Source organism: Streptomyces griseus subsp. griseus, assembly GCF_000720255.1.
Classification (GTDB): Bacteria; Actinomycetota; Actinomycetes; order Streptomycetales; family Streptomycetaceae; genus Streptomyces; species Streptomyces griseus_I.
Genome location: NZ_JOJE01000007.1, coordinates 47,628 through 70,751, shown reverse-complemented (window position 1 = coordinate 70,751; position 23,124 = coordinate 47,628). Strand labels below are relative to the sequence as shown.

Genomic DNA, 23,124 nt, shown 5'->3' with positions numbered 1-23,124 from the left:
CACCATGGCATCCCTCAAGGGCTCCGGGCGCCGGGGCATCGGACTGCATCTGTCGCTGATCGTCGGTGTGGTGCTGTCGGCCTTCCCGTTCTACTGGGCCGTCATCATGTCGACGCACACGACGACCGAGATCTTCTCCTACCCGCCGAAGCTGCTGCCGGGCACGCACTTCCTGCAGAACGTCCGCAGCCTCTTCGACAACATCGACTTCTTCGGCTCGATGTTCAACTCGCTGCTGGTCGCGTGCTCGGTGACGTTCCTCGTGCTGTTCTTCGACTCGCTCGCCGCGTTCGTCTTCGCCAAGTTCGACTTCCCCGGCCGCAAGGTGCTGTTCGCGCTGCTGATGGTGATCTTCATGGTGCCGACCCAGCTCCAGGTGATCCCGCAGTTCGTGATCATGTCGAAGATCGGCTGGATCGGCTCGATGTCGGCGCTGATCGTGCCGGCGGCGGCCAACGCGTTCGGCATCTTCTGGATGCGCCAGTACATGCGGAGCGCCATCCACGACGAACTGCTCGACGCCTCCAAGCTGGACGGGGCGGGCTTCCTGCGTCAGTACTGGCACGTGGCGCTCCCCGTGGTCCGACCGGGCCTGGCCTTCCTCGGCATCTTCACCTTCATGGGCCAGTGGAACGACTACGCCTGGCCCCTGATCGCCCTCACCAACCCCGACAACGTCACCCTCCAGGTCGCGCTGTCCCAGCTCAACGGCGTCCACGGCACGACGGACTACGGCATGGTGATGACCGGCGCGCTGCTGGCCCTCGTCCCGCTGCTGATCGTGTTCGCGATCGGTGCCCGGCAGATCATCGGCGACCTCGGCAAGGGGGCGGTGCGGGGATGAACGCTCACACGACCAATGGGCCGGGGGCCGTCGATCCCCTGCTCGCCCTGCGCCCCTGGGAGGCCCCCGAGGTCACCTCCTGGGGACGGCTCCCCATGAACGCCGTCGACCGGCGCTCCGGATGCCTCTCCCTGGACGGCGACTGGCGCTTCCAGCTGCTGCCCGCTCCGGACGCGCCGGTCGGCGGTGAGTGGTCGTCGGCTCACGTACCCGGGGCCTGGACTCTCCAGGGCACCGACGACCTGCCCCAGTACACGAACATCCGGATGCCGTTCGCCGAGTTCCCGCCCGGATCGCCCGCCACCAACCCGACGGGCGTCTACGAGAGGTCGGTCGACGTGCCCGCCGAGTGGGCGGGCAGGCGGATCGTGCTCCAGGTGGGGGCCGCCGAGAGCGTGCTGCTCGTGCACGTGGACGGGCGGCCCGTCGGCATCTCCAAGGACTCCCATCTGGCCGCCGAGTTCGAGCTGACGGATCTGGTGCGGCCGGGCGGGCGCACGCTCGTACGGCTCACCGTGGTGAAGTGGTCGGACGCCTCGCACATCGAGGACCAGGACCAGTGGTGGCACGGCGGGATCACCCGGTCCGTGCTGCTGTACGCGACCGACCCGCTGCGGCTCGCCGACGTGACCGTGCGGGCGCGGCGGGACGGACAGCTCCGGGTCGACTGCCAGGTGCGGGACGCTCGGGGCGCGCTGCCCGAGGGCTGGAGTGTCAGCGGGGACCTCGACGGTCACCCGCTCACGCGGGACCGGGAGTTCGACCGCGTCAACGCCGAGGAGGAGCGGGTCTCCGACTTCCTCGGCGAGGCGCGGCTGCGCGCCACCGTGCCCGAGGTGCGGACCTGGACCGCCGAGACGCCCGAGCTGTACGACCTGACGGTGCGGCTGCACCGCGCCGACGGCACGGTCGCCGACACCTCCCGCCACCGCGTCGGATTCCGCGACGTCGAGATCGTCGGCCGGGACCTGCTGGTCAACGGCGAGCGGGTGTTCATCCGGGGCGTCAACCGGCACGACTTCCATCCGCTGACCGGCCGGACGGTGTCGCAGGACGACATGCGCGCCGACCTCGTCCTGCTGAAGCGTTTCGGCTTCAACGCGATCCGCACCGCGCACTACCCGAACGACCCGGCGCTGTACGAGCTCGCCGACGAGCTCGGGTTCTACGTCGTGGACGAGGCGGACATCGAGTCCCACGACCACGCCCATGAGATCGCCGACGACCCGAGGTATCTCGGCGCGTTCGTGGACCGGGTCTCACGGATGGTCCTGCGGGACAAGAACCACCCGTCGGTGATCATCTGGTCGCTGGGCAACGAGTCCGACTACGGCGCCAACCACGACGCGGCGGCGGGCTGGGTGCGCCGGCACGATCCGACCCGGCCCGTGCAGTACGAGGGGGCCGCCAAACGCGGCTGGGCCGACCCGGACCTCGCCTCCGACATCGCCTGCCCCATGTACGCGCCGCTGGAGGACTGCGTGGCGCACGCGCTGTCCGGGGAGCAGACCAAGCCGCTCATCCAGTGCGAGTACTCGCACGCCCTGGGCAACAGCAACGGCACGCTCGCCGACCACTGGGCGGCCATCGAGGCAACCCCGGGTCTTCAGGGCGGCTTCATCTGGGAGTTCTGGGACCACGGCATCCTCCAGCGTGTGAACGACGGCAGACCGGTCGGGCGTGGGGGCGCCGGACTGTATGACAACGGTGTCACCGCACCCGGCCATCGCTGGGCCTACGGCGGCGACTTCGGCGAGACGATCCACGACGGGGCATTCATCGCCGACGGGATCGTGTTCCCGGACCGCACGCCCAAGCCGGTGATGTACGAGCACCGGGAGATCGCCGCGCCGGTGCGCATCGACTGCTTCCGGCACGAGGGGGTCGTCCTCTCCAACCACCAGCACTTCCGGGGCCTGGACTGGCTGTCCGCCGAGTGGGAGCTGTCGTCGGCGGACGGCCGCACCCTGACCGCGCGAGCCGAGCTGCCCGACCTGCGGCCGGGCGGGACGGCGGCGGTGCCGATGCCGTTCGAGCTGCCGGAGAGCGGGGGCGAGGCCTGGCTGACGCTGCGTGTGACGACGGCGGAAGACCTGCCGTGGGCACCGCGCGGCACGGAGGTGTGCGCACCTCAGGTACGGCTGCGCGCGGCGGAGCGGCCGCTGGCGACGGCGATGGCGACGGCGACGGACGGTGCGGAGGCCGAATCCTTTGATGCGGGCTCCGTCGAGGTCGATGACGACGGGCTGCTGTCGCATCCGCTGTTGACGGTCGCGCCCACGCTGTCACTGTGGCGGGCGCCCACCGACAACGACGAGCTGGGTGGGGCCGCGCTGCGCTGGCGGGCCTGGGGGCTCGACTCGATGGTGCGCAAGGTCGTCTCCGTGCACCGGGACGGGCCGGGCGTGACGGTGCTCGCCGAGTACGCCGGGGCGATCGCGGCCGTACGTCACCGACAGGTGTTCACGCCGGTCGAGGGCGGGGTCCGCGTCGAGGAGTGGGCGGAGCTGCCGGACGATCTGCATGACGTGGCGCGGGTCGGCTCCGTGTTCGAGACGGTGCCGGGCCTCGACCTGCTGGAGTGGTTCGGTCAGGGTCCCTGGGAGTCGTACCCCGACCGCGGCGCGGGTGCGCCCGTGGGCCACCACTCCGTCCCCGTGGACGCGTTGTTCACTCCCTATCTGCGCCCGCAGGAGAGCGGCGGCCGGCACGGCGTACGGCGCTTCACGCTGTCCGCGCCGGACGCCACCGGTCTCACGGTCGCACTCGACGAGCCCCGCCAGGTCTGCGTCACCCGCTACCGCGCCGCGGACCTGACGGCGGCCACGCACCACGACGAGCTGGTACCGCGGCCCGGCTGCGTGGTGCACATCGACGCGGCGCACCGGGGCCTCGGCACGGCCTCGTGCGGCCCCGACACCTTCCCTTCGTATCTGGTCGCACCGGGTGTCCATCGCTGGAGCTGGACGCTGCGCGTGCTCTGAGAACCCCCCACGCTTCGTTGTCACTTCCCTTCCCACGGAGCAACACGTGTGCAATTCCCATGCCCATGAGCACGACCAGGGCGAGGCCGGGCAGGCCGGTGCCGGAAGACGCGGTTTCCTGCGGGCGACCGCGCTGCTGGGAGCCCTCGCCACGGCCGGGGTCGCCCTCCCGGCCACCGCTGAGGCCGCGTCGCCGGACAGGTGGCGGCCCGACCCGGAAAGCCGCCGCTTCACGCTCGCCGTCATGCCCGACACCCAGTACCTCTTCGACGGGCCGAGCATCGACCGGGCACCGGTCGAGGCGTCCCTGCGGTATCTGCTGGAACACGGCGAGGACGAGAACCTCGTCTTCCTGTCGCACCTCGGCGACCTCACCCAGAACGGCGCCCAGGCCGAGGTCGACGCGATCAGCGCGGCGTTCGGACTGCTCGACCGCCGGGGCGTGGGCTACAGCGTCCTGGCGGGGAACCACGACGTGAAGTCGTCCACGGACGACCAGCGCGGCGCGACCCCCTACCTCGGGGCCTTCGGAGCGCAGCGGTTCCAGGGGAAGCCGACGTTCGGGGGTGCCTCGCCGGACGGCTACAACACCTACCACCTGTTCCGGGCCGCCGGACGGGAGTGGATGGTGCTGGCCCTGGACTGGCGGCTGTCGGACAAGGGGTACGCCTGGGCCGAGGAGGTCATCGCACGGCACCCGAGGACGCCGGTCATCCTCACCACGCACGAGCTGGTCGTCGAGGACGACTCGCTCTCCGAGTACGGGCAGCAGCTGTGGGACCGGCTGGTCGAGAATCACGACCAGATCTTCCTCACCCTCAACGGCCACTACTGGCCGGCGGCCCGGGCGACCCGGAAGAACGCGGCCGGACATGACGTCCACCTGCATCTGACGAACTACCAGAACCGGTACTTCGGCGGCGCGGCGATGATCCGTCTCTACCGCTTCGACCTCGACCGGAACGTCATCGACGTGGAGACCGTCTCCCCGTGGATCCTGGGCCGGGCCGCGAAGGGGCTCAACGAGCTGGAACGGCAGGAGATCGAACTGAGCGGGGACGCCGACCGGTTCTCCGTCGACATCGACTTCCCGGAACGCTTCGCCGGCTTCGCTCCGGTGCCCGCCCGTGCGGCGCGGCCCGTGTCCAAGGTGGTCGTCCCCGGCACGGTCGCCTACTGGCGCTTCGACGGGCACCAGGACGGTACGCCGGTGACCGGCACCGTCCGTGACCTGTCCGGGCGCGGCAACGACCTCACGCTCGTCACGGTGGGCGGCGGGGCGCTGAGCTTCTCGGCCGACCACCACCCCGACCAGCCGGGCCACGGCAGCCTGGAGTTCCAGGGTTTCAAGTCGCCGCTCAAGGGCGCGTATCTGCGCACGGTCGACGCGGCGCCGCTCAACTCGACGGCGTTCAAGGACGGTTACACCCTAGAGGCGTTCTACCGCCTCCCCGCCGACTGGGACCCGGACCACCACGCCTGGTCCGGCATCGTCAGCCGTACGGGCACGGGCGGGGCCGCCGGCAAGACCGCCGACGACCCCGATGAGCCGCTGGCCACGCTGTCGCTGTCCAACGACCGCGAGCCGCAGTGGGCCGTGCGCCCGCTCAACCAGGAGGGCATCGCCACCAACTGGGGTCAGGAGACCCCGTTGGAGACCTGGTGGCACCTCGCGGTCGTGAACGACGGCACGCACACCACGCTGTACGTCGAGGGCTGCCCGGTGGTCCGCAACCCCAAGGCGGCCGCCGTCGGCCTGACCTCGGTGGGGCTGCCCTGGCTGCTGGGCGGCTACGAGTACGCCGGCAAGATCGACCAGATCCTGCACGGCCGGCTCGGTGACGTCCGGATCGTCGCACGGGCGCTGCCCGTCACCAGCTTCATGAACCACTGACGCATGTGCCACCCCGGAGGAACGTCATGACCGAGCAGCAGCTGCCCAGCTGGGCCGACCCGACCGTCCCACCCGCCGACCTCGACGCCCAGGGCGTCTCCCGCCGTCAACTCCTGTGCCGCGCGGGCCTGTTCGGCGCCGCGTTCACCCTCGGCTCGCTGGCGATGCCGGAGGCGGCCGCCGCCGAGGGCTACGGCGGCAACGATCCGGGGCTCGCCTACCTCGTCGGCGACCACCACGTCCACAGCGTCTACAGCCACGACGCGAAGTACACCTTCTCCCAGCTGGCGACCGCGGCCGCCAAGTACGGCCTGGACTGGATGGTGTTCAACGAGCACTCCAACTTCGGGCACGCCTGGTACGGCGCCGCCATGGAGCACAAGGAGATCCTCAAGGCCCGCGCCGAGAACCCCCGCCAGCTGATCTTCCAGGGCCTGGAGTGGTACATCCCGGCCGCCGAGCACTGCACGGTCTTCGCCGCGCCCGGTCCCCACGAGGTCGACGTCCTCACCCAGTTCGAGCTGGCCTACGACGGCAAGCTGCTCAACTACACGGACGGCGCCCCGGACAACCCGAACACGGCACGCAACGAGGCGCACGCGGTCAAGGCGATCCAGTGGCTCGCCGAACAGCGCCATACCGGATACGTCGACGACGTGCTCGTCTTCGCCAACCATCCGATGCGGCTGGGCATCGACTCCCCGCACGAGATGCGCAACTGGCGGGACGCGGCTCCCGAGATCGTGATCGGCATGGAGGGCGCGCCCGGCGCGCAGGGCGGCGGCATCCCCGGCTGGGAGGGCCCCACCTCACAGCGCGGCGAGTACACCAACAAGCCGTCCGTGAACTCCTGGGCCGGGTATCCGGAGGACACGTACGTGCTGTACGGCGGTTTCGACTGGATGACGGCGACGGTCGGCGGCATGTGGGACGCGATGCTCGCCGAGGGCAAGCTGTTCACGATCACCACGAACTCCGACGTCCACCGGGTCGTCTTCGACACGTGGAAGAACGGCGACTGGCTGCCGGGGCAGAACTTCGACAACACCGGCAAGATCCCCGACCCCGTGAACACGGACTCCCCGCAGCCCGGTGGCGACTTCTGGCCCGGCCAGTTCAGCCGCACCCACGTGGGCGTGACCCGCTACGGCTACCGCGCGGTGATGGCGGGGCTGCGCGCGGGCCGGGTCTGGCTCGACCACGGGCATCTGCTGGACGGGCTCGACGTACGGCTGAAGCGGAACTGCGACGCGGGCCGCGGTGTCACGCTGGGCGGGCGGCTGCGGGCGCGCAGGGGCGAGAAGCTGACGCTGAACGTGACCGTGACGACCGCGTCCCGCCCCAACACGCAGGGAATCCTGCCCGAGTTGGCCCACGTGGACGTCATCCGCGGTGCCGTGCGCGGCCCCGTGTCCGACCGGGACACCTGGCGCGCGCCCGACACCAAGGTCGCGCGCACGGTCGACGTGTCCGGCCGCACGGGCACGTACACCCTGCGCATCCCCGTCACCGCCGGGGACGAGTCCTTCTACGTCCGCCTGCGCGGCAGCGACGGCAAGCGCAACGGAGCCGGCTACCTCGGCGCGTCGATCGACCCGCACGGCCCGATCCCGCACGAGCCGGGCAACGGCGACCCGTGGGAGGACACCTGGTTCTACTCCAACCCGGTCTTCGTGGACGTCGTGGGCTGAAAAGCGCCCCGCAGGGGCGCGGGGCTGTGTCGATGTGCGGCTCCGCCGCGTGGGCGCGACCAGCGACGAACAACCCCGCGCCCCCGGCGGGCCCTACGCGTAGAACCGGGACAGACTCTGCAACACCGCCGCCGGCTTGGCCCCACCCTCGATCTCAATCGCCCCGTCGACGGTGATCTGCACCCCGCCCGGCACGTCCTCGACCTCGCTCAGCTTCCCGATCAGGCGGATACGGGAGCCGACCTTCACCGGCGAGGGGAAACGGACCTTGTTCAGCCCGTAATTGACCTTCGTGGTGACGCCCTGGACGTCCAGCAGCTCGGTGAACAGGGGGATGAAGAGGGAGAGGGTCAGGTAACCGTGGGCGATGGGGGCCCCGAACGGGCCCTGCGCGGCCTTCTCGGGGTCCACATGGATCCACTGGTGGTCACCGGTAGCGTCGGCGAACGTGTCGATGCGCTCCTGGGTGACCTCGATCCACTCGCTCGTGCCGAGGTCGCTGCCCGCGAGCTTCTTCAGTTCGTCGAGGCCGTTGACGGTGATGCTCATGGGGTTCCTTAACTGTTGCCGTACCGGGAACGGACACGGGACTTGAGGAGCTTTCCGGAGGCCGTGCGCGGAAGTTCGTCCGCGACCACGACCGACTTGGGGATCTTGTACTTGGCGAGCCGGCCGGACAGGGAGGCCAGCACCTCGTCGGGATCCAGCGAAGCGCCCTCGCGGGGGACGACGACCGCGCGCGGCACCTCGCCCCACTTCTCGTCCGGTACGCCGATGACCGCGCACTCGACGATGTCCGGGTGGGCGAGGAGCTGGTCCTCGATCTCGGCGGGGTACACGTTCTCCCCACCTGAGATGATCATGTCCTTGATGCGGTCGACGATGTGGACGTAGCCGTCCTCGTCGATCCGTGCCGCGTCGCCGCTGCGGAACCAGCCGTCGGCGAAGGAGGCGGCCGTCTCCTCCGGCAGCCCCCAGTAGCCGGGCATGACGTGCGGTCCGCGCACCATGACCTCGCCGGTCTCGCCGACGTCGACGGGTGCGAGGTCCGGGCCTACGACGCGTACGTCGCTGAAGAAGTGCGGCACGCCCGCCGAACCCGCCTTGCTGACCGCGTGTTCGGCGTCCAGGAACAGCGTGCCGGGGGACGCCTCCGTCATGCCGTAACCCTGGAGGAAGGTGAGTCCGCGCTCCTGGTAGGCGGCGATCAGCGGGGTCGAGACCGGGGAGCCGCCGCAGGTGAGGATGCGCAGGGAGGACAGATCCGCCTCCGGCCAGCGCGGATGCCGGGCCACCTGCTCGAACATGGTCGGCACCCCGAACATGAAGGTGATCCGGTGCCGTTCGATCAGCTCGAAGGTGGCGTCCGGGTCGAAGGCCTCGACCAGGACGCAGGTGCCGCCCTTGAGCAGCACCGGCAGGGTCAGCATGTTCAGCCCCGCCGTGTGGAACAACGGGGCGGAGACCAGGGCGCGTTCGTCGGCGATCAGGTCGGTGTCGACGAGGACGTTGATCGCGTTCCAGGTGAGGTTGCCGTGGGTGAGCATGGCACCCTTGGGGCGGCCTGTCGTCCCCGAGGTGTACATGATGATGCAGGTGTCGTCGGGAGCGACCGGCTCGTCGATGGCGTCCGCGCCGGCGCGGGCCACCGCCTCCTCGTATTCGGCGCCCACCTCGACGTACGTCCGTACGTCGGTGTCGGCCGGCAGGCCCGCCACGAGTCCCGCGTGCAAGGGGGCGTAGACGAGGGCCTTGGCTCCGGAGTCGGCGAGCTGATAGGCGATCTCGGGTCCGGCGAGGCGGGTGTTGAGCGGGACGAAGACCGCGCCGAGGGTGCCGACCGCGAACAGCGTCTCCAGGTAGGAGGGGTGGTTCGGGCCGAGGTAGGCGATCCGGTCGCCGCGGCGCACGCCCCGGGCGCGCAGGGCGTGCGCGAGGCGGGTCGTGCGCTCGTACAACTGCGCGTACGTGAGCGAGGTGCGGCCGTGGATCAGGGCCGTGCGGTGCGGAGTCTTGCGGGCCCGTCGTGCGGGCCACGACCCCAGTCCCTCGTTGCGCATCTACTGCCCCTTATGGCTTCGTCAGCCCGAGCAGGCGGGCGGCGTTCTCCTTGAGGATCTTCGGCTTCACCTCGTCCTTGATCGACAGCTTCTCGAAGTCGGCGAGCCAGCGGTCGGGGGTGAGGACGGGGAAGTCGGAGCCGAAGAGGACCTTGTCCTTCAGCAGCGTGTTCGCGTACTGCACGAGCTGCGGCGGGAAGTACTTCGGCGACCAGCCGGACAGGTCGATGTGCACGCCCGGCTTGTGCGTGGCGACGGCGAGGGCCTCGTCCTGCCAGGGGAAGGACGGGTGCGCCAGGATGATCTTCAGATGCGGGAAGTCGGCGGCCACGTCGTCGACGTGCAGCGGATTGGAGTACTTGAGGCGGATGCCGCCGCCACCGGGCACCCCGGCGCCGATGCCGGTCTGACCCGTGTGGAACAGGGCGATCGTGCCGGTCTCCTCGATCACCTCGTAGAGGTCGTAGGCCACCGAGCGGTCGTTGGGGAAGAAGCCCTGGATGCTGGGGTGGAACTTGAAGCCCCGCACGCCGTACTCCTCGACCAGACGACGGGCCTGCTTCACGCCCGCCTTCCCGCGGAAGGGGTCGATGGAGGCGAAGGGGATGAGGACGTCCGCGTTGGCGGCGGCCGCCTCGGCGACCTCCTCGTTGGGAACGGGGGCCGTCCCGGTCGCGGACTCGGCGTCCACCGTGAAGATCACGGCGGCCATCCTCCGCTCGCGGTAGTAGGCGGCCGTCTCCTCCAGGGTGGGCTTGCGCTTGCCCTCGACCTTGAAATAGGCGGAGGACGCGTCGTGCAGGTCGTCGTCCAGGGAGGAGTGGCCCTTGGAGGACACCTCCGCGTGGGTGTGGACGTCGATCGCGACGAGGTCGTCGAGGTTCAGTGAGGGGGCCATCACGCCTCCGGGAGCTTCGGCGCCGGAATGCCGACCGTCTGGAGTTCCGCGCCGACCGAGGTCGGCCACGCGGCGGCCAGGGTGTCGGGGGTCCAGCCGCCGTCGGCGTAGGCCGCCCTGATCTCCTGCGGATGCGACCAGAGTGCCACCTTGTCGCCGCCGATGCCGATGGCCTGGCCGGTGATGCCGCGGGCGGCCTCGGAGGCGAGGAACGGAACCAGGGCCGCGCAGTCCTCGGGGGTGCCGAAGCCCTCACCCTTGCGCAGGAAGTCCGGCAGTGGCTCTCCGTTCTTCATGGCCTCGACGTACGGAGCGAAGGCCGGGATGGTCTCCGTCATCGCGGTCGCGGCGACCGGCACGATCGCGTTGACCGTGATGTTCGCGCGGCCCAGCTCCATGGCCCAGGTGCGGGCGAACGCGGCGATCCCGGCCTTGGCGGCGGCGTAGTTCGTCTGACCGAAGTTGCCGCGCTGGCCGGCCGGGGAGCCGACCAGGACCAGGGTGCCGCCCTCGCCCTGCTCGCGCATCCGTACGGCGGCGGCGCGGGCGCAGGTGAAGGTGCCCTTGAGGTGGGTGGCGATCACCGCGTCGAAGTCGTCGTCGGTCATCTTCCACAGGACCTTGTCGCGCAGGATGCCCGCGTTGGTGACCAGGACGTCGAGCCGCCCGAACTCCTCGACCGCCCGGTTCACGAGCCGGTCGGCGGCCTCGGAGGTACCGACCGGGACCACCTCGGCGACGGCCTTGCCGCCGGCCTCGGTGATGGACTTCACGGCCGCCTCGGCCACCGCCTCGTCGATGTCGTTGACGACCACGGACGCACCGTGGGCGGCCAGGGCGTGGGCGTAGGCGAGGCCGAGGCCCCGGCCGCTGCCGGTGACGACGGCGGCCTTGCCGGTGAGATCGATGCTGGGCACGAGTGGGTCCCTTCACGAACGGATGCTGGGGTGCGGCTTCGAGATCGAAGCTAAGAGCAATAATTGTTGACGTCAATAGTTGTTGGCGACCTTGGGGTGCGTCATGCTGGAATTCGCCTGTCGCACCGACCCAGGGAGTCCGCCATCACACGTCAGCACGTCACGAACCCGAACACGATCGACTCGGACGAGCCATGGATGCGCGGGCTGCACGCGGACGCCGGTTACCTGCTGTACCGCCTCGGCCTGCGCTCGGGTCAGTTGTTCAACACGTTCCTCCAGGAGTCGGGGCTGCGACTGCGGCACTACGCGGTGCTGCGTTATCTCGTCGGCTCCGAGGGAGCCCTCCAACGCGAGCTGAGCACCCGGCTCGGCTACGACCCGAGCGCGATCGTCGGCCTCGTCGACGATCTGGAGAAGCTGGGCTTCGCGGAGCGCCGCCCCTCCCCCGACGACCGCCGCAGCCGGATCGTCGTCCTCACCGAGGACGGCCGCGCCTTTCTGCGCGACACCGACGAGGCGGGCAGAAAGGTCACCAACGAACTCCTCGCCCCGCTCGACCCGGCCGAACGCGAGACGCTCCAGACCCTCCTGCTGAGAGTCGCCGACCAGCCATGACCGCCCGCTCCGCGCCCGACCGGCTGCTGGCCGTGCTGGCCGCGTTCGACCACGAGCACACGGCGCTGTGCCTGAGCGACATCAGCCGCCGGGCCGGTCTGACACTGACCACCACGCACCGCCTCGTGGGCGCGCTGACCTCATGGGGCGCCCTGGAGCGGGACGGCGCCGGCGTCTACCACGTCGGGCTGCGCCTGTGGGAGATCGCGGCGCTCGCACCGCGCGGTCTGGCGCTGCGGCAGGTCGCGCTGCCGTACCTGGAGGATCTGTACGAGGCCACGCACGAGAACGTGCAGCTGGCGGTGCGGGACGGGTCGGAGGTGGTCTACACCGAGTGGCTGTCGGGGCGTTCCGCGGTCGGCGTGCACATCCGGGTCGGGGCGCGCTGGCCGCTGCACGCCACGGGCGTCGGACTGGCCCTGCTGGCGCACTGCGCGCCGGACCTCCAGGACCGGTACTGCGCCGGCCCGCTCGCCTCCTTCACCCCGTACACCATCACCGACGGCGACCGGTTGCGCCGGGTGCTCGCGGAGGTGCGGCGCACCGACGTGGCCGTGAGCAGCCGCCAGGTCACCGAGGACGCCCTCTCGGTCGCCGCCCCGGTCCGTGGGCCGGGCGGCGCGGTGGTCGCCGCCCTGTCGGTGGTCGTCCCCCAGGCCGACGCCCAGGTACCGGTGCTGATCCCGGCGGTGCGGATGGCGGCGCGCGGGATCTCGCGGGCGCTGGGGTGGCAGCCGGACACGCCGTGACCCGCTGAAAACGGATCCGGACCTCCCCTCCTTTCACATCCGCGCCCATTTGGTCGCTTTTGTCATGAATCAAGTGCGACACTCGGGTCACCCGTGGATGTGCATCCTCCGGGGTGCGGGACAAAGGGGCGCCCGATGACGACGATCGGTGTGGAAGAGGAGTACCTCCTGCTCGACGCGGTCACCGGCCTGCCGGTGCCACAGGCCGACAAGGTGCGCGTCGCGGCGGGCCTGGCGTCGCTCACGGCCGACCAGGAGGTGCAGTACGAGCTGCTCCAGGCACAGGTCGAGGTGGCCACGCCGGTGTGCAGCACCCTCGAGGAGGTCGGAGGCCATCTGCTGCGCCTGCGGCACGCCGTCGGAGCCGCAGCCGAGGCGCACGGCTGCCGGATCGCGACCTGCGCGACACCACCGCTGCGCCACGGCCGTCCCGTGGCCGTCACCCACCGGGCACGTTACCGGGCCATGGCCATGCAGGCACCGCAGCTCGTGGCGGAACAGATGGTCAACGGCATGCACGTGCACGTGGGCGTGCCCAGCCGTGAGGCCGGGGTACAGGTCCTCAACCGGCTCCGGCCCTGGCTGCCGACCCTGACCGCGATGTCCGCGAACTCCCCGCTGTGGGACGGCCACGACACCGGGTTCGCCAGCTGGCGCACGGTGATCTTCGGGCGCTGGCCGGTGAGCGGCATGCCGCCCGCCTTCCTCGACATCGCGGACCACGACCGACGTGTGCAGCAGCTCCTGGACAGCGGTCTGATCACGGACACCGGTCAGCTGTACTGGCAGGCCCGCCTCTCGGACCGCTACCCCACGATCGAGGTGCGCTGCCTGGACGTCCAGCTGCGCGCGGACGACGCCGTCATGTTCGCCGGGATCATCCGGGCCCTGGTGGAGATCACCCTCGCGGACGCGGCGGCCGGGACCCACGTCCCGGACTGCGCCCCGGAACTGCTCCAGGCCGCCATGTGGCACGCGGCCCGGCACGGGCTGAGCGACGCCCTGATCGATCCCCGGGGCAGCCGGAGGCGGGCCGGCGACGTGCTCTACGAACTCCAGCGGTACACCGCTCCCGCACTCGACGCGACCGGCGACACCCGGCAGGTCGCCTCCCTGGTCCACCGGCTGCTGCGCGACGGCACCGGCGCGGACCGCCAGCGCGCCGCACTCGCCGACGGCGGCCTCAGGGCGGTGACCGACCTGGTCAGCAGCGAGAGCACCACACCCTGACCGGGCACACCGAACGGCTCCATGTGCTCAGCCGCCAGACGTGATGATCAGGCCCTGCGGGGGGTACTGCGGGGATCCGGAGGCGGCATCGGGACAGTCAGTGGCAGGACGGGGTGTCCTCCGGGCCCCGTCGGACGGGACGGTCATGAGGCACTTCACCGACGAGGCCACCGAGGACGCGCTCGACCTGCACTTCATCGGCAACGCGACCGTCCTGTTGCGCTACGGCCCGCTCACCCTGCTCACCGATCCCAACTTCCTGCACCGGGGACAGCACGCCTACCTCGGACACGGGCTGCTCAGCCGCCGTCTGACCGAACCGGCCCTCGACGTCGGCGACCTGCCCCGCCTCGACGGGATCGTGCTGTCGCATCTGCACGGCGACCACTGGGACCGCCGGGCCCGGCGGCACCTCGACCACACCGTGCCCGTGCTGACCACCCCGCATGCCGCGCGCCGTCTCCGGGTGGTGCACCGCTTTGCGCACACCGCGGGACTGCGCACCTGGCGGGGCTTCACCCTGCGCCGGGACGCGGTGCGGGTCCAGGTCACGGCGCTGCCGGGCCGGCACGCCGGCCGTCCCCTGCTGCGCGGACTGCTGCCGCCGGTGATGGGCAGCATGCTGGAGTTCGGCCCCGTGCGGGGCCCGACGCGACTGCGGCTGTACGTCTCCGGCGACACGCTGGTGTACGACGGCCTCGACGAGATCGCCCGGCGTTTCCCCACCGCCGACCTGGCGGTGCTCCACCTCGGCGGCACCCGCCTACCGGGCGGCTTCGTCGTGACCATGGACGGCGCGCAGGGGGCGGAGCTGGCGCGCCGCCTGGACCCCCGGCTGATCCTGCCGGTCCACTACGACGACTACACCGTGTTCTGCTCCCCCCTCTCCGCGTTCCTCGCGGAGGCCGACGCCGTCGGGCTCGCAGACCGCGTGGTGCCCTGCCGTCGCGGCCAACACGCGCGGATCACGGCGGAGGCGGGGGTGGCGCCCACGGTCATGTGAGTGGCGGCGGCTTCGGGGAGGGCGGGCGGCGCGGTTTAGCCGGTTTACGCGGTTCACGTCGTGAACTTCCGGGCCGTGAAAGGACTTTCCTCGCTTTAAGTCTTGACGGCTCTCGGGACGGAGAGCACATTGGGCGCACCTTGAGAGCGCTCTCAAAGGCACCCCGCACTCCACCACTCCGTACCCGAGAGGCTCCCCCATGAGTGCAACCTCCGGCATGTCCAGACGGCGACGCGCCCTCGTCGCCGTACTCGGCACCCTCGGTCTGGCTGCCGCCGCGGCGACGGCCGCCACCCTCCCCGCGAACGCCTCCGCGCCAACGCCCCCGTCCGGCTGGACGCAGGTCTTCCTGGACGACTTCAACGGCGCCGCCGGCGCCGGCGTCAGCACCTCCAACTGGCAGTACTCGACCGGTACTTCATACCCGGGAGGCCCCGCCAACTGGGGCACCGGCGAGGTCGAGACGATGACCAACAGCACCAGCAACGTCTCACTCGACGGCAACGGCAACCTGCGCATCACCCCGCTGCGCGACTCGTCCGGCAGATGGACCTCGGGCCGCATCGAGACCAACCGCACCGACTTCCAGCCCCCGTCGGGCGGCAAGTTGCGCGTCGAGGCCCGCCTGCAGATGCCCAACGTCACCGGCACCGCCGCCGAGGGCTACTGGCCGGCGTTCTGGATGCTGGGCGCGCCCTACCGCGGCAACTACCAGAACTGGCCGGGTGTCGGCGAGTTGGACATCATGGAGAACGTCCAGGGCCGCAACACCGTGTGGGCCACGATGCACTGCGGCACCAACCCCGGCGGGCCCTGCAACGAGACGACCGGCATCGGCAACAGCACCGCGTGCCCCAACACCACGTGCCAGTCCGGGTTCCACACCTACGCCATGGAGTGGGACCGCTCGGTCAGTCCGGAGGCGATCCGCTTCCTCGTCGACGGCGTCAATTACCACACGGTCACGGCCAACCAGGTCGACGCGACCACCTGGTCCAACGCCACCAACCACGGCTTCTTCATCATCCTGAACGTGGCGATGGGCGGCGCCTTCCCCGACGCGTTCGGCGGCGGCCTCGACGGCGACACCCGCTCCGGCGTCCCGATGGTCGTGGACTACGTCCAGGTGCTCCAGGCGGCCGGCAGCGGCGGCGGTGGCGGCACCACTCCCCCGCCGACCGGCAACCGCGACGCCTACAGCGCCATCCAGGCCGAGTCCTACGACGGCCAGTCCGGCGTGAGCACCGAGTCCACGTCCGACACCGGAGGCGGCCAGAACATCGGCTCCCTCGCCAACGGCGACTGGGCCCTGTTCAAGGGCGTCAACTTCGGCTCCACGGCGGCCAGGCAGTTCTACGCCCGGGTGGCGAGCGGAGCGGCGGGCGGCGTCAGCGGTCTGGTCGAGGTCCGCCTGGACAGCCGTAACAATGCGCCGATCGGCAGCTTCGCACTGGCCAACACCGGTGGCTGGCAGTCGTGGCGGACGGTCCCGGCGAACATCAGCTCCGTGACCGGTACGCACGACGTCTATCTGACCTTCACCAGCGGCCAGCCGTCGGACTTCGTGAACGTGAACTGGTTCGACTTCGGTCACTGACGGGGCCGTTGATCCGGCCGCTCATGTGCGCCCCGCGGAGAATCGCGGGGCGCACCCGCGTTCGGGCTACCGCAGCTCCGCCCGGAACGCCGCCGGTGTCATGTCGGTGTGCTGGTGAAAGAACTTGGAGAAGTTGGCCGCGTCGGGGAAGCCGACCGCCGCGCCGACGCGGCCGATGGGCAGGTCCGAGTGGGCCAGGAGGCGCTTGGCCTCCAGGACGACCCGCTTGTCGATGAAGCCCTTGGGCGTCTCGCCGGTCGCGGCACGCACCGCGCGGACGAGGGTCCGGCGGGAGTAACCGAGCGCGTCGGCGTAGGCGCTGACGCTGTGGTTGGTGGCGAAGCCCTTCTCGACGGCGTCCCGGAAGAGGGTGAACGTCGTGTCGGCCTGGCGGCGTTCCGCCTCGGCGGAACTCGTCGCGAGATGCGACAGCCGCAGCAGGACCGCCGTCAGCGAGTGGCGCAGCACCGCGGCGTGCAAGCCCGGCGGCAGGGTCGCGGTGTCCTCGTACTCCCGTCGCAGCTGGGCGAGGGCCGCGTGCAGGGCGGTGCGGCGGGGCTCGTCGGGGCGGAGCAGGGGCGGCAGGTCGTAGCGGTACAGGCCGGTGGCCTCGACGGTGGCGGGCGGCAGGAAGCCGGGCTGCATGGTGAGGACGGTTCCGCGGTACTCGCTGGTGCGCGAGAAGCGGTGGACCTGGCCGGGGCGGATCCACAGCACATCGCCGGCCGTCGCCTCGTACTCGGCGAAGTCGACCATGTGCCGCGCCGGGCCGTCGCCGAAGAACATGACGACATGGAAGTCGATTCGGTGGACACGCTCCAGGGGGGCGTCGGCGTGCCAGGTGCGGTCGGTGCCCATCGGACCGATCTGCATGCCGACGCCGCCGACGCTGAGGCCGACCGGGAAGGGGAACGTTCTGATCGCGTTGGTGTCGCCGTCACCGTCCGCGGCTTGGATGGTTCTGTCCGCCATGTCCTTCTCGTACCGCCTCAACCCTGATGTTGGTGTCCCACTTTCACCAAAGGCTGGCACACGGAGACCTACCGCCGTAAAAGTCAGACTTTTAAGTTCGAACACGTCAGAGCAGCTATCCCGCTCCTATCGAGGATTTCTTGAAGATGAGCACGCGAACGCCCGACAGCTTCGAGTGGACCGAGCTCGACCGGCGTGCCGTCGACACCGCGCGCCTTCTGGCGGCGGATGCCGTACAGCAGGTCGGCAACGGCCACCCCGGCACCGCGATGGCCCTGGCACCGGCGGCGTACACCATCTTTCAGAAGGTGATGCGCCACGACCCGGCCGACCCGGAGTGGACGGGCCGCGACCGGTTCGTGCTCTCCCCCGGCCACACCTCGCTGACTCTCTACACGCAGCTCTTCCTCGCCGGGTACGAGCTGGAGCTGGACGACCTGAAGTCGTTCCGGACGCACGGCTCGAAGACCCCGGGCCACCCCGAGTACGGGCACACGGCGGGGGTCGAGACGACGACCGGCCCTCTCGGCCAGGGCGTGGCGAACGCGGTGGGCATGGCCATGGCCGCCCGCTACGAACGCGGCCTGTTCGACCCGGACGCCCCCGAGGGCACCTCGCCGTTCGACCACACCATCTGGGCGATCGTCTCCGACGGCGACCTCCAGGAGGGCGTCTCCGCCGAGGCCTCGTCCCTGGCCGGCCACCAGAAGCTCGGCAACCTGGTCTTCCTCTACGACGACAACCACATCTCCATCGAGGGCGACACCGCGACCGCCTTCTCCGAGGACGTGCTGAAGCGGTACGAGGCGTACGGCTGGCACGTGCAGCGCATCGAGCCGGAGGAGAACGGCGACGTCGACGTGCACGCGCTGTACGCGGCCCTGAGGGCGGCACAGGACGAGACCGGGCGTCCGTCGATCATCGCGATGCGGACGATCATCGCCTGGCCCGCGCCCAACGCCCGTAACACCGAGGCCTCGCACGGTTCCGCGCTCGGCGAGGACGAGGTCGCGGCCACCAAGCGCGTCCTCGGCTTCGACCCCGAGCGCTCCTTCCAGGTCGCCGACGACATCCTCGCCCACACCCGGGCGGCCCTGGACCGGGGCGCGGAGGCGCACAACGCCTGGGACAAGCGGATCGCCGAATGGCGCGCCGCGCGGCCCGAGCTGGGCGAGCTGTTCGACCGGGTCGTCGCCGGTCAGCTGCCCGAGGGCTGGGAGGACACCCTGCCGGTCTTCGAGGAGGGCCAGTCCCTCGCCACCCGCGCCGCCTCCGGCAAGGTGCTCCAGGCGCTCGGCGCCGTCATCCCCGAACTGTGGGGCGGCTCCGCCGACCTCGCCGGTTCGAACAACACCACCATCGACAAGACGTCGTCGTTCCTGCCGCGGGGCAACCCGCTTCCCGAGGCCGACCCGTACGGCCGTACCATCCACTTCGGCATCCGCGAGTTCTCCATGGCCGCGGAGATGAACGGCATCGCCCTGCACGGCAACACCCGTATTTACGGCGGCACGTTCCTGGTGTTCTCCGACTACATGCGCAACGCCGTGCGGATGTCGGCCCTGATGCAGCTGCCGGTGACGTACGTGTGGACGCACGACTCCATCGGCCTCGGCGAGGACGGCCCCACCCACCAGCCGGTCGAACACCTGGCCGCACTCCGGGCCATTCCCGGGCTGAACGTGGTCCGTCCGGCCGATGCCAACGAGACCGCGATCGCCTGGGCGGAGATCCTCAGGCGGCACGCCACCGACCCGGCCCCGCACGGCCTCGCCCTCACCCGTCAGGGTGTACCGACCTACGCGCCGAACCCGGACGCGGCGAAGGGCGGTTATGTGCTGGCGGAGTCCTCCACCGAGGTCCCGGAGGTCGTCCTCGTCGCGACCGGTTCCGAGGTCCAGCTCGCCGTCGCGGCCCGCGAGACGCTTCAGGCCGAGGGCATCGGCACCCGGGTGGTGTCGATGCCGTCCGTGGAGTGGTTCGAGCAGCAGCCGCGCGAGTACCGCGAGCGGGTCCTTCCGCCGTCCGTGCGGGCCCGCGTCGCGATCGAGTCCGGGATCGGTCTGACGTGGTACCGCTTCGTAGGTGACGCAGGACGCATCGTCTCCCTCGAACACTTCGGCGCCTCCGCCGACGCGAAGACCCTGTTCACCGAGTACGGCTTCACACCCGAGAACGTCGTCGCCGCAGCCAGGGCATCGCTGGCCGCCGCGCGTGGTTGATACGACCGCCCGAAAGAAGATGATCACTGTGACCGAAACAACCGCGCCCGCGGGAGCACTGCAGCGCCTGTCCGACGAGGGCGTCTCCGTCTGGCTGGACGACCTGTCACGCCGGCGCATCGAGTCCGGCAACCTCGCCGAACTCGTCGGGACCCGCAACGTGGTGGGCGTCACCACCAACCCGTCCATCTTCCAGGCCGCCATCGGCTCCGGCGAGGGCTATGAGGAGCAGCTCGCCGAGCTGGCCGCGCGGGGCGTGACGGTCGAGGAGGCCGTCCGGATGATGACGACCGCCGATGTGCGCGCCGCCGCCGATGTGCTGCGTCCCGTGTACAACGCCTCGGAGGGCCGCGACGGCCGCGTCTCCATCGAGGTCGACCCCCGCCTCGCCCACCGCACGGCGGCCACGATCGCCGAGGCCAAGCAGCTCGCCTGGCTGGTCGACCGCCCCAACGTGATGATCAAGATCCCGGCGACGAAGGCGGGCCTGCCCGCCATCACCGAGGTCGTCGGCCTCGGCATCAGCGTCAACGTCACGCTGATCTTCTCGCTGGAGCGTTACCGCGAGGTCATGGACGCCTACCTCGCCGGCCTTGAGAAGGCGCGGGCGGCCGGGCTCGACCTGTCCCGCATCCACTCCGTGGCCTCCTTCTTCGTCTCCCGGGTCGACTCCGAGATCGACAAGCGGCTCACCGTCCTCGGCACGGACGAGGCGCTGGCGCTGAAGGGCAGGGCCGCGCTTGCCAACGCCCGGCTCGCCTACGAGGCGTACGAGGCCGTCTTCAGCGGCGCCCGCTGGACCGCCCTCGCCGGGGCGAAGGCCAACAAGCAGCGTCCGCTGTGGGCGTCGACCGGGGTCAAGGACCCGGCGTACAAGGACACCCTGTACGTCGACGAACTGGTCGCGCCCGGCACGGTCAACACCATGCCGGAGGCCACGCTGAACGCCACCGCGGATCACGGCCGGATCGCGGGGAACACGGTCAGCGGCGGCTACGCGCAGGCCCGCGCCGACCTCGCCTCGGTGGAGCGGCTCGGCATCTCCTACGACGAGGTGGTGCAGCGCCTGGAGGACGAGGGCGTCGCCAAGTTCGAGGCGGCCTGGGACGACCTGCTGGCCGCCGTGACGAAGGCACTGGACAGCAAGGGAGTTGACGGGGAATGACCTCCGAGTGGACCAACCCGCTGCGCGACGGGCGCGACCGGCGGCTGCCGCGGATCGCCGGGCCGTCCGGGCTCGTCATCTTCGGCGTCACCGGAGACCTGTCCCGCAAGAAGCTGATGCCGGCCGTCTACGACCTGGCCAACCGCGGTCTGCTGCCGCCGGGCTTCTCCCTGGTGGGTTTCGCCCGCCGCGACTGGGAGGACCAGGACTTCGCGCAGGTCGTGCATGACGCCGTCCGTGAGCACGCCCGCACCGACTTCCGCGAAGAGGTCTGGCAGCAGCTCGCCGAGGGGATGCGGTTCATCCCCGGCGACTTCGACGACGACACGGCGTTCAAGGCACTGCGCCAGACGGTGGACGACCTCGACGCGGCCCGCGGCACCAGCGGCAACTACGCCTTCTACCTCTCCGTGCCGCCGAAGTTCTTCCCCAAGGTCGTCCAGCAGCTGAAGAAGCACGGGCTGGCGAAGGCACCCGAGGGGTCCTGGCGGCGCGCGGTCATCGAGAAGCCGTTCGGGCGCGACCTGGCGAGCGCGCGTGAGCTGAACGCGCTCGTGCACGACGTGTTCGAGCCGGACCAGGTGTTCCGCATCGACCACTACCTGGGCAAGGAAACCGTCCAGAACATACTGGCGCTGCGCTTCGCCAACGAGATGTACGAGCCGATCTGGAACCGGTCGTACGTCGACCACATCCAGATCACGATGGCCGAGGACATCGGCATCGGCGGCCGGGCCGGTTACTACGACGGCATCGGCGCCGCCCGTGACGTCATCCAGAACCACCTCCTGCAGCTGATGGCGCTCACCGCCATGGAGGAACCCATCGCCTTCGACGCCGAGGCGCTGCTCACCGAGAAGCTCAAGGTGCTGAAGTCGGTGCGCCTCCCGGAGCACCTGGGCGAGCACACCGTCCTCGCGCAGTACGCGGAGGGCTGGCAGGGCGGCGAGAAGGTGGCCGGCTACCTCCAGGAAGACGGCATCGACCCCCAGTCGAAGACCGACACGTACGCGGCGATCAAGCTGGAGGTCGACAACCGCCGCTGGGCGGGCGCGGCTCCAAGGTGCCGGGCACCTCGATGGAGATCCGGGACGTGTCGATGGACTTCGCCTACGGCGAGTCCTTCACCGAGTCCAGCCCGGAGGCGTACGAGCGCCTCATCCTGGACGTGCTGCTCGGCGACGCGAACCTGTTCCCGCGGCACCAGGAAGTGGAAGAGTCCTGGAAGATCCTCGACCCGATCGAGGAGTACTGGGCGACACACGGCAGGCCCGCGCAGTATCCCGCGGGGAGCTGGGGACCCGGGGAAGCCGACGAGATGCTCGCACGAGACGGACGGAGCTGGCGCAGGCCATGAAGATCGACCTGACCGACACCACGGCAAGCAAGATCAACAAAGCGCTGGTGCAGGGGCGCCGCGCCATCGGGACCCCCGCCGTGGGCATGGTCCTGACGATGGTCATCGTCACGGACGAGGAGAACGCCTACGACGCGATCAAGGCGGCCGAGGAGGCCTCGCACGAGCACCCCTCGCGCACCCTGGTCGTCATCAAGCGGCAGGCCCGCACCCCGCGCGAGCGGACCCGCTCGCACCTGGACGCCGAGGTGCGCGTGGGCGCCGACGCGGGCACCGGCGAGACGGTGATCCTCCGGACCTACGGCGAGGTGTCCGACCACGCCGACTCCGTGGTGCTGCCGCTGCTGCTGCCGGACGCGCCGGTCGTCGTGTGGTGGCCGGTGGACGCGCCGGAGGTGCCCTCGAAGGACCCGCTGGGCGCGCTCGCGCAGCGCAGGATCACCGATCTGTACGCGGTGGAGAACCCGCTCGACGTGCTGCGGGCCCGCGTGCGCTCGTACGCGCCCGGCGACACCGACCTGGCCTGGACCCGGCTGACGCCGTGGCGTTCGATGCTGGCCGCGGCCCTGGATCAGGCCCGGGTGGAGGTGACGTCGGCGGCGGTGGAGGCCGAGGCCGACAACCCGGCCGCCGAGCTGCTCGCGCGCTGGCTGGAGGCCCGCCTCGGCGTCACGGTCGACCGGATCGTCACCGCGGGCCCGGTGGTCACGGCGGTGCGCCTGGGCACCGACAACGGCGAGATCCTCATCGACCGCCCCGAGGGCCCGCTCGCCACGCTGTCCCTGCCGGGCCAGCCGCCGCGCACGCTCGCGCTGAAGGTCCGCACCACCTCCGAACTCATCGCCGAGGAGCTTCGCCGCCTCGACGCCGACGAGATGTACGCCGTCGCCCTGCGCGGCGAGGGCACCAAGGAGACCGTCTGA

17 protein-coding genes and 1 pseudogene are annotated in these 23,124 nt (G+C 70.6%); 13 read left to right on the top strand and 5 right to left on the bottom strand.

Translation table 11 applies throughout. The features are described 5' to 3' along the window. Positions 1 to 4: 4 nt before the first annotated feature. From IG99_RS12925 to IG99_RS12910, 4 genes are read left to right on the top strand one after another with little or no spacing between them, the layout of a single operon-like run. Complete coding sequence (locus IG99_RS12925) at positions 5 to 844, top strand: carbohydrate ABC transporter permease (RefSeq protein WP_037673181.1); 840 nt, start codon at positions 5 to 7, stop codon at positions 842 to 844. After that, a complete protein-coding gene (locus tag IG99_RS12920) occupies positions 841 to 3,828 on the top strand; it encodes a glycoside hydrolase family 2 TIM barrel-domain containing protein (protein ID WP_051865295.1) in 2,988 nt (995 codons plus the stop codon). Before IG99_RS12925 ends, IG99_RS12920 begins: the two co-directional genes overlap by 4 nt. A gap of 46 nt (positions 3,829 to 3,874) precedes the next feature. Continuing rightward, entirely contained in the window at positions 3,875 to 5,722 is a 1,848-nt protein-coding gene (locus IG99_RS12915) for a LamG-like jellyroll fold domain-containing protein (protein WP_037673179.1), read from the top strand. A 26-nt stretch (positions 5,723 to 5,748) separates the two neighbouring features. Beyond that, positions 5,749 to 7,413, top strand: coding sequence for a PHP domain-containing protein (locus tag IG99_RS12910; RefSeq protein ID WP_037673177.1), 1,665 nt, complete (start codon positions 5,749 to 5,751; stop codon positions 7,411 to 7,413). A 93-nt stretch (positions 7,414 to 7,506) separates the two neighbouring features. On the opposite strand, the gene IG99_RS12905 is transcribed toward IG99_RS12910, so the two are convergent. The 4 genes from IG99_RS12905 to IG99_RS12890 are packed head-to-tail and all read right to left on the bottom strand — an operon-like array spanning position 7,507 to position 11,288. Then, complete coding sequence (locus IG99_RS12905) at positions 7,507 to 7,962, bottom strand: MaoC family dehydratase (protein ID WP_037673175.1); 456 nt, start codon at positions 7,960 to 7,962, stop codon at positions 7,507 to 7,509. A gap of 8 nt (positions 7,963 to 7,970) precedes the next feature. Further along, entirely contained in the window at positions 7,971 to 9,473 is a 1,503-nt protein-coding gene (gene menE / locus IG99_RS12900; protein ID WP_037673173.1) for an o-succinylbenzoate--CoA ligase, read from the bottom strand. Positions 9,474 to 9,483: 10 nt separating this feature from the next. After that, positions 9,484 to 10,371 carry an amidohydrolase family protein gene (locus tag IG99_RS12895; RefSeq protein ID WP_199815506.1) on the bottom strand — a complete coding sequence of 296 codons (888 nt, stop codon included), beginning with the start codon at positions 10,369 to 10,371 and terminating at the stop codon, positions 9,484 to 9,486. Continuing rightward, positions 10,371 to 11,288 carry an SDR family NAD(P)-dependent oxidoreductase gene (locus tag IG99_RS12890; RefSeq protein ID WP_037673172.1) on the bottom strand — a complete coding sequence of 306 codons (918 nt, stop codon included), beginning with the start codon at positions 11,286 to 11,288 and terminating at the stop codon, positions 10,371 to 10,373. Before IG99_RS12890 ends, IG99_RS12895 begins: the two co-directional genes overlap by 1 nt. A 198-nt stretch (positions 11,289 to 11,486) precedes the next feature. Between IG99_RS12890 and IG99_RS12885 the strand changes: the two genes are divergently transcribed. The 5 genes from IG99_RS12885 to IG99_RS12865 all read left to right on the top strand — a co-directional run bounded on the left by IG99_RS12885 (position 11,487) and on the right by IG99_RS12865 (position 16,485). Beyond that, entirely contained in the window at positions 11,487 to 11,906 is a 420-nt protein-coding gene (locus IG99_RS12885; RefSeq protein WP_037673171.1) for a MarR family winged helix-turn-helix transcriptional regulator, read from the top strand. Next, positions 11,903 to 12,655: an IclR family transcriptional regulator gene (locus IG99_RS12880; protein ID WP_037673170.1), complete on the top strand. Its 753-nt coding sequence runs from the start codon at positions 11,903 to 11,905 to the stop codon at positions 12,653 to 12,655. Before IG99_RS12885 ends, IG99_RS12880 begins: the two co-directional genes overlap by 4 nt. Positions 12,656 to 12,790: 135 nt before the next feature. Next, entirely contained in the window at positions 12,791 to 13,885 is a 1,095-nt protein-coding gene (locus IG99_RS12875; protein WP_037673167.1) for a carboxylate-amine ligase, read from the top strand. A gap of 145 nt (positions 13,886 to 14,030) precedes the next feature. Continuing rightward, entirely contained in the window at positions 14,031 to 14,888 is an 858-nt protein-coding gene (locus tag IG99_RS12870; RefSeq protein WP_037673164.1) for an MBL fold metallo-hydrolase, read from the top strand. Positions 14,889 to 15,087: 199 nt separating this feature from the next. Next, complete coding sequence (locus IG99_RS12865) at positions 15,088 to 16,485, top strand: glycoside hydrolase family 16 protein (RefSeq protein WP_037673162.1); 1,398 nt, start codon at positions 15,088 to 15,090, stop codon at positions 16,483 to 16,485. A 66-nt stretch (positions 16,486 to 16,551) separates the two neighbouring features. Here the strand turns inward: IG99_RS12865 and IG99_RS12860 are convergent, their stop codons facing one another. Then, positions 16,552 to 17,457: a helix-turn-helix domain-containing protein gene (locus IG99_RS12860; RefSeq protein WP_037673160.1), complete on the bottom strand. Its 906-nt coding sequence runs from the start codon at positions 17,455 to 17,457 to the stop codon at positions 16,552 to 16,554. 146 nt (positions 17,458 to 17,603) lie between these two features. Between IG99_RS12860 and tkt the strand changes: the two genes are divergently transcribed. From tkt to opcA, 4 genes and pseudogenes are all read left to right on the top strand, one after another. Next, positions 17,604 to 19,679 (top strand): transketolase, encoded by a 2,076-nt coding sequence (tkt, locus tag IG99_RS12855; RefSeq protein WP_037673159.1) that lies wholly within the window; start codon positions 17,604 to 17,606, stop codon positions 19,677 to 19,679. A gap of 19 nt (positions 19,680 to 19,698) precedes the next feature. Continuing rightward, positions 19,699 to 20,844, top strand: a complete 1,146-nt coding sequence (gene tal, locus IG99_RS12850) for a transaldolase (protein ID WP_037673156.1) — start codon at positions 19,699 to 19,701, stop codon at positions 20,842 to 20,844. Then, positions 20,841 to 22,201 (top strand): annotated as a pseudogene (zwf, locus tag IG99_RS12845) (glucose-6-phosphate dehydrogenase). The gene tal and the pseudogene zwf overlap by 4 nt, the downstream one beginning before the upstream one ends. Then, positions 22,198 to 23,124, top strand: a complete 927-nt coding sequence (gene opcA / locus IG99_RS12840) for a glucose-6-phosphate dehydrogenase assembly protein OpcA (RefSeq protein ID WP_037673155.1) — start codon at positions 22,198 to 22,200, stop codon at positions 23,122 to 23,124. Before zwf ends, opcA begins: the two are co-directional and overlap by 4 nt.

Coding starts and splice junctions, on each gene's coding strand:
- IG99_RS12925 (WP_037673181.1), top strand. CDS start 5: ATGGCATCCCTCAAGGGCTCCGGGCGCCGGGGCATCGGACTGCATCTG.
- IG99_RS12920 (WP_051865295.1), top strand. CDS start 841: ATGAACGCTCACACGACCAATGGGCCGGGGGCCGTCGATCCCCTGCTC.
- IG99_RS12910 (WP_037673177.1), top strand. CDS start 5,749: ATGACCGAGCAGCAGCTGCCCAGCTGGGCCGACCCGACCGTCCCACCC.
- IG99_RS12905 (WP_037673175.1), bottom strand. CDS start 7,962: ATGAGCATCACCGTCAACGGCCTCGACGAACTGAAGAAGCTCGCGGGC.
- menE (WP_037673173.1), bottom strand. CDS start 9,473: ATGCGCAACGAGGGACTGGGGTCGTGGCCCGCACGACGGGCCCGCAAG.
- IG99_RS12895 (WP_199815506.1), bottom strand. CDS start 10,371: ATGGCCCCCTCACTGAACCTCGACGACCTCGTCGCGATCGACGTCCAC.
- IG99_RS12885 (WP_037673171.1), top strand. CDS start 11,487: ATGCGCGGGCTGCACGCGGACGCCGGTTACCTGCTGTACCGCCTCGGC.
- IG99_RS12880 (WP_037673170.1), top strand. CDS start 11,903: ATGACCGCCCGCTCCGCGCCCGACCGGCTGCTGGCCGTGCTGGCCGCG.
- IG99_RS12875 (WP_037673167.1), top strand. CDS start 12,791: ATGACGACGATCGGTGTGGAAGAGGAGTACCTCCTGCTCGACGCGGTC.
- IG99_RS12870 (WP_037673164.1), top strand. CDS start 14,031: ATGAGGCACTTCACCGACGAGGCCACCGAGGACGCGCTCGACCTGCAC.
- IG99_RS12865 (WP_037673162.1), top strand. CDS start 15,088: ATGAGTGCAACCTCCGGCATGTCCAGACGGCGACGCGCCCTCGTCGCC.
- IG99_RS12860 (WP_037673160.1), bottom strand. CDS start 17,457: ATGGCGGACAGAACCATCCAAGCCGCGGACGGTGACGGCGACACCAAC.
- tkt (WP_037673159.1), top strand. CDS start 17,604: ATGAGCACGCGAACGCCCGACAGCTTCGAGTGGACCGAGCTCGACCGG.
- tal (WP_037673156.1), top strand. CDS start 19,699: ATGATCACTGTGACCGAAACAACCGCGCCCGCGGGAGCACTGCAGCGC.
- opcA (WP_037673155.1), top strand. CDS start 22,198: ATGAAGATCGACCTGACCGACACCACGGCAAGCAAGATCAACAAAGCG.